Here is an 8,498-nt window from a genome sequence, read left to right on the forward strand (position 1 = left end):
ATTTGTCCTTTAAACTGTTAAAGCTGGCTTGCGTGCCATGACATGAATGTAACGCCCCAGACTGATATAAGGTTCCTGGCGACAATAACGCTGTTCCAATTCTAACAATGCTGGAAAGTTTTCACTCTGTAATTGGCGATTTTGCAAATAATCGTGAAAAACACGCACGCCTGTTTTGCCGGTAATCGTCATATTTAATTCATCAAGCCATTGATATACCTGCTCCGGCGCCAATGGATTCTGAGGCGATAATGAACGTTTTCTGCGACGTTGTATATTGGGTGTCGCCAAATGAAAATTACCTAAAATAGCATTACGCATTACCAAACCATTGGCATTGTAAAACATTAAAGACAACGCACCGCCAAGATTAATGATATTCGTTAACATTTCTATTGCATATTTCTGATCGGTAATCCATTCCAGTACCGCATGAAACAATACCAGATCTACCGGCTGTTCTATATATTGGCTAATTTCTTGTACCGGGCTTTGTATAAATTGCATATTTTGGCTGACCCCCTTTTCTTCCGCGGCCAGCCTTGCCCGCTGGATCATCTCTTCTGATAAATCACACAATATCACTTGATGACCCAATTCAGCTAATTGACATGCCATATTTCCCTCACCACCACCCGCATCTAAAATACGTAGTGGACGTTGAGGTAATTGAGCCAGTAATTCGCTGATATCCTGCCAGACAACGGCTTGCCTGATTTTACCTTTGGTTGTGCCGTAAATATTACGAGAGAATTTGTCTGCAATATCATCGAAATTGCGATCCCGCATGAAAAACTGCCTCACTAATGGAATAAATCTGATTTATCTGTTGAGATTTTATTACGCTAACTGCTATTTTGGCACAGCATTCGGTGATATAACCACTTTTGACAACAATCTGTAAACCACATGGCTATAATTCAACCAAATTAAGGCAAATAAATGCAATTTTTATTTAAAAAGTACCTTGGCGCAATGGTAATGCCTCTGCCATTAATATTGCTAATTTCACTTGCTGCTTTATTACTGCTGTGGTTTACCCGTTGGCAAAAAACAGGAAAAACAATTTTGACATTCAGTTGGCTCGCCCTACTTCTGCTAAGTTTGCAACCTGTTGCCGATAAGCTGCTGTTACCACTGGAATCGGTTTATGCTAAAAGCAATCAATCTGATCCTGGTCACAATCCACCGGTTGATTATATCGTCGTTCTTGGTGGTGGATTCACTTATAACCCAAATTGGGCACCCAGTTCAAACTTACTTAATAACAGCTTGCCACGAGTGACAGAAGGTATCCGCTTATATCACCTGAACCCCGGCTCTAAAATGGTCTTTACCGGCGGCAAAGGGGCGAATGTTAAAAGTAGCGCTGAAGTTGCCGCTATCGTAGCCCAATCGCTCGGCGTGTCAGCAGAAGATACGATTGCACTAACAAAGCCAATGGATACTGAGCAAGAAGCCAATGAAGTTAAGAAACTGATTGGTAACCAACCCTTTATTTTAGTAACTTCCGCCAATCATATGCAGCGAGCAATCACTTTCTTTAAACAACATGGGTTGAACCCCATTCCCGGCCCAGCTAACCAATTAGCGATCACTTCACCATTACATCCTTGGGAAAAATATCTGCCCTCAGCTTACTTTCTATCTCATTCAGAACGAGTGTGGTATGAAACTTTAGGCACCCTCTGGCAACGTATTAAGCCGTCGAAGGATCTGGAACACCCACAAAAATCAGAGCATTCTCAGCCGCTAAATAATCCTCAAGCTACTTCTTGAAGCAAGATAGATAGAGAAACGAAAGCGCGATAGAAACAATATAGAAATAAACAACAATGAATGACGCACTTTCGTTAATCAAAAAATAAGTTCAAGCAACCAATCAAATTTCAGTAAACACTTTTCTGATTGCTGCCAAATCTTCCGGCGTATCAACGCCCACTCTCGGCGCTTTTAATGCAATCCCCACATGAATTTTTTCGCCATACCAAAGTACCCGCAATTGTTCCAGCATTTCAATTTGCTCCAACGGGCTCGGCTCCCATTGCACATAGCGACGGATAAAACCCGCACGATAGGCATAAATACCAATATGACGCAGGAAATTATCCCCAATCGTTTCTCGTGATTGAATAAAACGGTCACGCTCCCAGGGAATGGTTGCTCTGGAGAAATAGAGCGCATAACCCTGTTTATCCATAACGACTTTCACAGCATTAGGGTTAAAAGCTTCCTCCGCATCATGAATCTGTACAGCCAACGTTGCCATTCCCGCTTTACAACCCGCCAAATTCTCTGCAACCTGTTTAATGATCTCTTCGGGAATTAATGGTTCATCCCCCTGAACATTAACGATAATTTCATCATCGGAAAATTGATATTTGTTGATAACCTCAGCTAACCGTTCAGTACCAGAATGGTGATTTTCGTTGGTCAGACAAGCCTCTCCACCGGCTGCCACAACAGCATCAACAACGTCGTGATTATCTGTTGCCACAATGACGCGTGCAGCACCTGAACACTTCGCCCGCTCCATAACACGGACAATCATCGGCTTGCCGTGAATATCGGCTAAAGGTTTACCGGGTAAACGGGTTGAAGCAAAGCGAGCAGGAATAATAACGGTGAACATGTCTTATTTTTCCTCATCCAGAGGTAATTCACGGGCTTCGTGCTCTAACAGGACGGGAATGCCATCACGTACAGGAAACGCGAGTCGATCCAACTTACAAATGAGTTCAAAATTCTCTTTATCGTAACTGAGTTTTCCGTTACATACAGGGCAGGCAATAATTTCGAGTAAACGGTGATCCATACATCCTCCAATTATGGAGCTTTAATTTAGTGCAACTCAGAATAACATAAGCTTGGTATCATCGTTAACTCTTGTTATACCCGTTATCTTTCAAGTTGCCTCTTTGTTGGCAGCACTCGCTCACCCCGGTCACATAGTTAGCTATGCTCCCAAGGATTCGCTCCCTTGCCGTCGCGATGCATCTTGAAATCCATAGGGTATATTTACTTAATATTTTTATTCATCTCCAATAACGAACAAATCTTGTTCAGCATTATCTCTCCCTTTTCATGGGGTAACCGAGCATCTACTGGTAAATACCACCAATTTGGCTGAGCAAAACTAAAACACTTAACCGCATCTTTTTCTGTCATCAGTAAATTCTGGTTTGCATCAGTCAGGTGGTTTAGTTGATCTTCGGTGTACGTTTGATGATCGGCAAATGCGTACTCCTTTTGTAGGTCAGCGCCTAACTGCTGCAAGGTCGCAAAGAACCGAGGTGGATGGCCGATTCCAGCCATCGCAACAGCACGAGGCATCAGATTCACGGCTCGTTTTTCACCGCTCACCATATTCACAGCTAACTCGCCAGCTAATGTCATGGATAATTCGCCTGGCTGAGGAGTACCACCGTTGGTGATAATGGCATTAACCCTGTTCAACCGCCCAGATAGTTCACGCATTGGGCCAGCCGGAAGCCACCAACCATTCCCAAAACGGCGCATGCCATCAATAACCGCAATTTCAAAATCCCGCTGCAAAGCATAATGCTGTAAACCATCGTCAGTCACGATGATATCCAATGGCGTGTCTGCCAGTAATGCTCTCACCGCCTCAACCCGTTTTGGCGCAATAGCCACTGGTGCGCCAGTACGACGATGAATTAATACTGGTTCATCACCGGCCTGAGCCGTGGTGACATTTTCAGTCACCAACAGAGGATAATTTTCTGCTTTCCCCCCATAACCGCGGGAAACAACACCAACCCGATAACCTTTTTGCTGCAACTGCTCCACCAGCCAAATAACCACCGGCGTTTTACCATTACCGCCGGCAGTTAGATTACCCACCACCACAACAGGCACAGGCGCTTTCCAGGATTGCCTCAACCCTGTTTTATAACTCAACCACCGTAAGCCACTTATCAGCCCGTAAAGGGCTGAAAAAGGTAATAACAGCAAATAAAGCCATGAGCGGCCTGACCATATGCGCTCAATCATTGACCAAATTGCATCCGATGTAGTTGTGAGTAGACACCATTTCGCTCCAACAGAGAGAGATGGTTACCCCGTTCAACAATATGCCCATCTTCAATCACCAGAATTTCATCCGCGTTTTCAATGGTTGATAGACGATGTGCAATAACCAGCGAGGTTCTGTTTTTCTGCAATTCATCCAGTGCAGCCTGAATTGCCCGTTCAGATTCCGTGTCCAGCGCCGAGGTTGCCTCATCAAGAATCAAAACCGGAGAATCACGCAACAAGGCACGTGCAATAGCAATACGCTGACGTTGGCCGCCAGAAAGTAGCACACCATTCTCACCGATCATCGTATCCAAGCCGTTATCTAACTTCCTGATGAAGTCCATTGCATAAGCCATCTCAGCGGCTTTCTCAATCTCTTCACGGCTGTATCGGTTTTCACTGGCATAAGCAATATTATTCGCTACCGTGTCATTAAATAGATGCACATTCTGCGATACCAGAGCAACCTGTCCACGCAAGGAAGAGAGCGTATATTCCCGCAAATCATGTCCATCCAGCAAAATATTACCTTCGTTGACATCATAAAAACGGGTCAGCAAATTCGCTATTGTGGATTTACCAGAACCAGAACGCCCTACCAAAGCAACAATTTTTCCCGCCGGGATATACATGGAAATATTTTGTAACGCCGGTAATTCCTTGGTTGGATAGCAGAAAGTCACATTACGGAATTCAATATCACCGTTCGCTTTTTTAAGCTCCAGCTTACCGTCATCTTTTTCCTGTTCCATATCCAGAATCGAAAACAGAGTCTGACAAGCGGCCATGCCTCGCTGGAATTGCGCATTAACATTAGTCAACGATTTCAATGGACGCATCAACGCAATCATTGATGAAAATACGACCGTAATTTTACCCGCTGTCAGTGTTTCCATAATATCCGGGAAACTTGCTGCATACAGGACAAAGGCCAAAGCAAACGAGGCAATAAGCTGAATGATGGGATCAGAAATTGATGAAGCAGAAACCATTTTCATGCCTTGCTGACGCATATGGTTACTGACTTTATTAAAGCGCTCAGTTTCTACTTTCTGCCCGCCAAAAATGAGCACTTCTTTATGCCCTTTCAACATCTGCTCAGCACTGGCTGTGACTTGCCCCATGCTATTCTGCATATTTTTACTAATACTGCGAAATCGCTTCGATACCACGCGAATCACCAATGACACAATCGGCGCAATCACAATCAGGATCAGAGATAATTGCCAGCTATAGTAAAACATCAAAATAAACAGGCCGATTATGGATGCCCCTTCCCTGACCACAGTAATCAGTGCACTGGAAGAGGAGGAGGCCACTTGTTCAGAATCATAAGTGATACGGGAAAGCAGCGTCCCTGTAGATTGCTGATCAAAAAATGACACCGGCATCCCCATCATATGGCTGAACAGACGGCGACGCATCTGCATTACCACTTTACCGGAGACCCAAGAGATACAATAACTTGATACAAACCCGGATAGCCCTCGCATAATCATTAAAGCAATCACAATCAGTGGCATCCATTTCAGTACATCACTGCTTGCTTTGCCGAAACCTTCATCAAGTAAAGGCTTAAGCAATGAAAGCATTAACGTATCACCGGCAGCATTAAGGATCAGTGCAACCGCAGCAACTATCAGCCCAATTCTGAACGGAGAGACAATTGGCCATAGTCGGCGAAATGTCTGCCAGGTAGAAAGGTCTTTATCATTCATTATTGAGTTACCAACACAAAAAGAAATAGCGGGTTATTCTACTCATGATCACTACGAATACCAAACCACTGATGATACCAACGTGACATAATTTGTTGCCTATAGCTCATCATTTCAACGTGATCGCCATAAAAATAACCCGTTATCTGCCCGGATACTGCGGTACTACGCCATTCTGCCCCAATTTTACGATAACGTCGCTGCACTTTAACCGAAGGAAGTCGCCACGGGCTATAACGTGCAACAGAGGCCAGTGCATATTGTGGTGAGACGGTATGAATAAAAGCGGCTGTAGATGACGTGTTACTACCATGATGTGGAACCTGCAATACGGTCGATTTTAAATTCTCTTTTTCTATTCCCAATAGCTTATATTCCCCTTGCTTTTCCAGATCTCCGGTTAAAAGCAAGCTATGTTTGCCATCTTCTACCCGAATGACACAAGATTCGTCATTACCTGCGTGTAATGATCTTACCGGCGGCCATAATACACGGAAGCTCAACCCCTGCCAGAGCCACTGTTCACCGCGTATACATGGAAGATGTTGCTGATTAATTAAAGAACTTCTCACAGCAATACCTGGATATTTTTGTTGTAAGGATTCTAACCCACCGGTATGGTCAAGATGATCATGACTGATAATAATCTGCTCTGGCGTTAATCGATGCCAACGCAAATAAGGGATTATCACCCTTTCTGCCATACTGCCAGTTTCCCAACGATTAGCGGTATCAAAAATCAGTGCTTTGCCATCTTTTTCAATGATAACCGCAAGCCCGTGCCCAACATCCAGCATAGAAAATCGCCACAGATATTCTTCGTTGCGCCTCAGATAGCAGAGCATTATCCCTAAAGAAATGCCAATCAGTAACTTATATGATTGCCACCAAGCAAATCGCCAAATGATGACAACAAACCAACCAATAAACGTTATTAATAGAGGAAAACGACCCGTTTCACTCCATGACTGTTGCAAAACTGGCAAAGGAATTAAAGAGAAGGTTACAGAGTAATCGACTAATTGCCATAATAACGCATGAATAAGAGAACAAAAATTACTTATTAATGCCAGCATAATCAACGGAACAGTAATAAAAGAGATGATTGGCACGGCCCAGAAGTTAGCAAATAAAGCGGCAAAATTGACACCATGAAATAATAATAGCTGGAGAGGAATAAGCATCAGCATCATACCCATTTGCATATATAACCCGCGCAGCCATAGCCATTTCCAACCATAACGAAATGGCTCAATCAACGGCGCCCAAAAGAACCAGAACATTATCGCCATCACAGCAAAGAAGGAGAGCCAGAAGCTATCAGAAAGCACAGTCAGGGGATCAAATAAGAGAATCATTGCGGCTGTCCACAATGCCCACTGCCAAGGGAAACAGAGAATATTTCTGTAACGTAAATATAGCCAGAGCGTTAAACCCAGTAATGCACGAATAGCCGGAATGCCCCAACCCGATAACCAGACGTAATTTATTGCCACTATCCAACCGATAATCAATGGAAATCTGTGCCCTATCCAACGTATAGGAAAAAAGAATTGCAATAATCTTGCCATCCCCCAACCAAACATACTGGCAACGGTAATATGCAACCCTGAAATGGCCATAAGGTGAGCCGTACCTGTTTGTTGTAATAATAAATTATCCTCCTTACTTAACCACTGACGCTCTCCGAATGCTAATGCCATCGCAATGCCACTATGCTTCAATTCACGAATATCCGGTGCAATATGACTGACCAATCGCTGACGTAAGTTACATTTCCCGTCAATTAATTCAGCATGAATGACTTTCCCTGTTAAAGGTCGGCGGATAGCTAATGCCCTACGCTGGCTATCATATCCACCTTGATTTAGCTGACTATGAACTGGCCGTAATTTCATTTTCAGCCGCCATTCTTGACCAGCACACAGAGATTCAGGCGAAATATCCCAATAAGCGGAAACATACAGTGGCGGAAAAATAACTTTGTTTTCATTCTCAATAATACGCAGGATAACCCTGCTTTTCTCTTCATTATCTAATGATAAACTTTCAATAATAACCCGTGATAAATGCGCTTTTTCACTAAAATAGATTATCTGTTCGAGCAAATGATTTCCCTGCCAGCACCCAATAAGAAATGCCAGTAACGAAATTGAAACCATCCGGCAAAGACAAAATGGTAAGAATAAGCAGAATAGCGCCAGTAATAGCAATGTCATAACCTGCCATTTCTGTGGTAACTCAGGCAAAAAAAGCAAGGGTACAATACCGACAATAATAGCTATTGCAGCCTGATTCACGCTAATGATTGGTATAGGTTGTTTCCAATTTGTTGTTATCTTATTTATCACAACTGAAAACCACATCCTTATTCATCCTTACCCTTTTATTTTTCCAGAAGAGTATTCCTTATTTTTTACAAAGCAGCCAGAAGCACAAGAAAAATTATCAAACATCTTCGCAAATTAATTTCAGGTTAACAGTCATTTCAAAAATATATGCGAACAGCTTCGCAAATACAGAAACTGCCACCTGCTAATTACCCACCAAATGTTATATTGATCGCAAATGCAACATTGCGATACTGATATCAAATAAAATATTTCGTAATGTTTTGTCTGCATTCTCATTACAGACATAAATAAACATTATAAACTCACGATAAGTTACATTATTCACTTATTATTATAATTAAATATCAAATTCATTTTTGAAATTATTAACCAAGCCTATATACCCTAT

General features: G+C 42.8%; 7 protein-coding genes. 1 reads left to right on the forward strand and 6 read right to left on the reverse strand.

Annotated features, from left to right (window positions below; all coding sequences use genetic code 11):
* Positions 1-9: 9 nt before the first annotated feature.
* Positions 10-789: a tRNA uridine 5-oxyacetic acid(34) methyltransferase CmoM gene (cmoM, locus tag LG003_RS13535; RefSeq protein ID WP_112876617.1), complete on the reverse strand. Its 780-nt coding sequence runs from the start codon at positions 787-789 to the stop codon at positions 10-12.
* A gap of 153 nt (positions 790-942) precedes the next feature.
* Between cmoM and elyC the strand changes: the two genes are divergently transcribed.
* Positions 943-1,779, forward strand: coding sequence for an envelope biogenesis factor ElyC (elyC, locus tag LG003_RS13540; RefSeq protein WP_262980965.1), 837 nt, complete (start codon positions 943-945; stop codon positions 1,777-1,779).
* Positions 1,780-1,882: 103 nt separating this feature from the next.
* On the opposite strand, the gene kdsB is transcribed toward elyC, so the two are convergent.
* The 5 genes from kdsB to LG003_RS13565 all read right to left on the reverse strand — a co-directional run bounded on the left by kdsB (position 1,883) and on the right by LG003_RS13565 (position 8,122).
* Complete coding sequence (gene kdsB / locus LG003_RS13545) at positions 1,883-2,632, reverse strand: 3-deoxy-manno-octulosonate cytidylyltransferase (protein ID WP_262980966.1); 750 nt, start codon at positions 2,630-2,632, stop codon at positions 1,883-1,885.
* 3 nt (positions 2,633-2,635) lie between these two features.
* Positions 2,636-2,815, reverse strand: a complete 180-nt coding sequence (locus tag LG003_RS13550; protein WP_011145924.1) for a Trm112 family protein — start codon at positions 2,813-2,815, stop codon at positions 2,636-2,638.
* Positions 2,816-3,018: 203 nt separating this feature from the next.
* On the reverse strand, positions 3,019-4,014 hold the full coding sequence (gene lpxK / locus LG003_RS13555) for a tetraacyldisaccharide 4'-kinase (RefSeq protein WP_262980967.1): 996 nt from the start codon (positions 4,012-4,014) through the stop codon (positions 3,019-3,021).
* Positions 4,011-5,759: a lipid A ABC transporter ATP-binding protein/permease MsbA gene (msbA, locus tag LG003_RS13560; protein WP_112894785.1), complete on the reverse strand. Its 1,749-nt coding sequence runs from the start codon at positions 5,757-5,759 to the stop codon at positions 4,011-4,013. Before msbA ends, lpxK begins: the two co-directional genes overlap by 4 nt.
* A 35-nt stretch (positions 5,760-5,794) precedes the next feature.
* Entirely contained in the window at positions 5,795-8,122 is a 2,328-nt protein-coding gene (locus LG003_RS13565) for a ComEC family protein (protein WP_262980968.1), read from the reverse strand.
* Between the last annotated feature and the right edge of the window lie 376 nt (positions 8,123-8,498).

The sequence above is a fragment of the Photorhabdus kleinii genome (genome assembly GCF_025384885.1).
GTDB lineage: Bacteria > Pseudomonadota > Gammaproteobacteria > Enterobacterales > Enterobacteriaceae > Photorhabdus > Photorhabdus kayaii.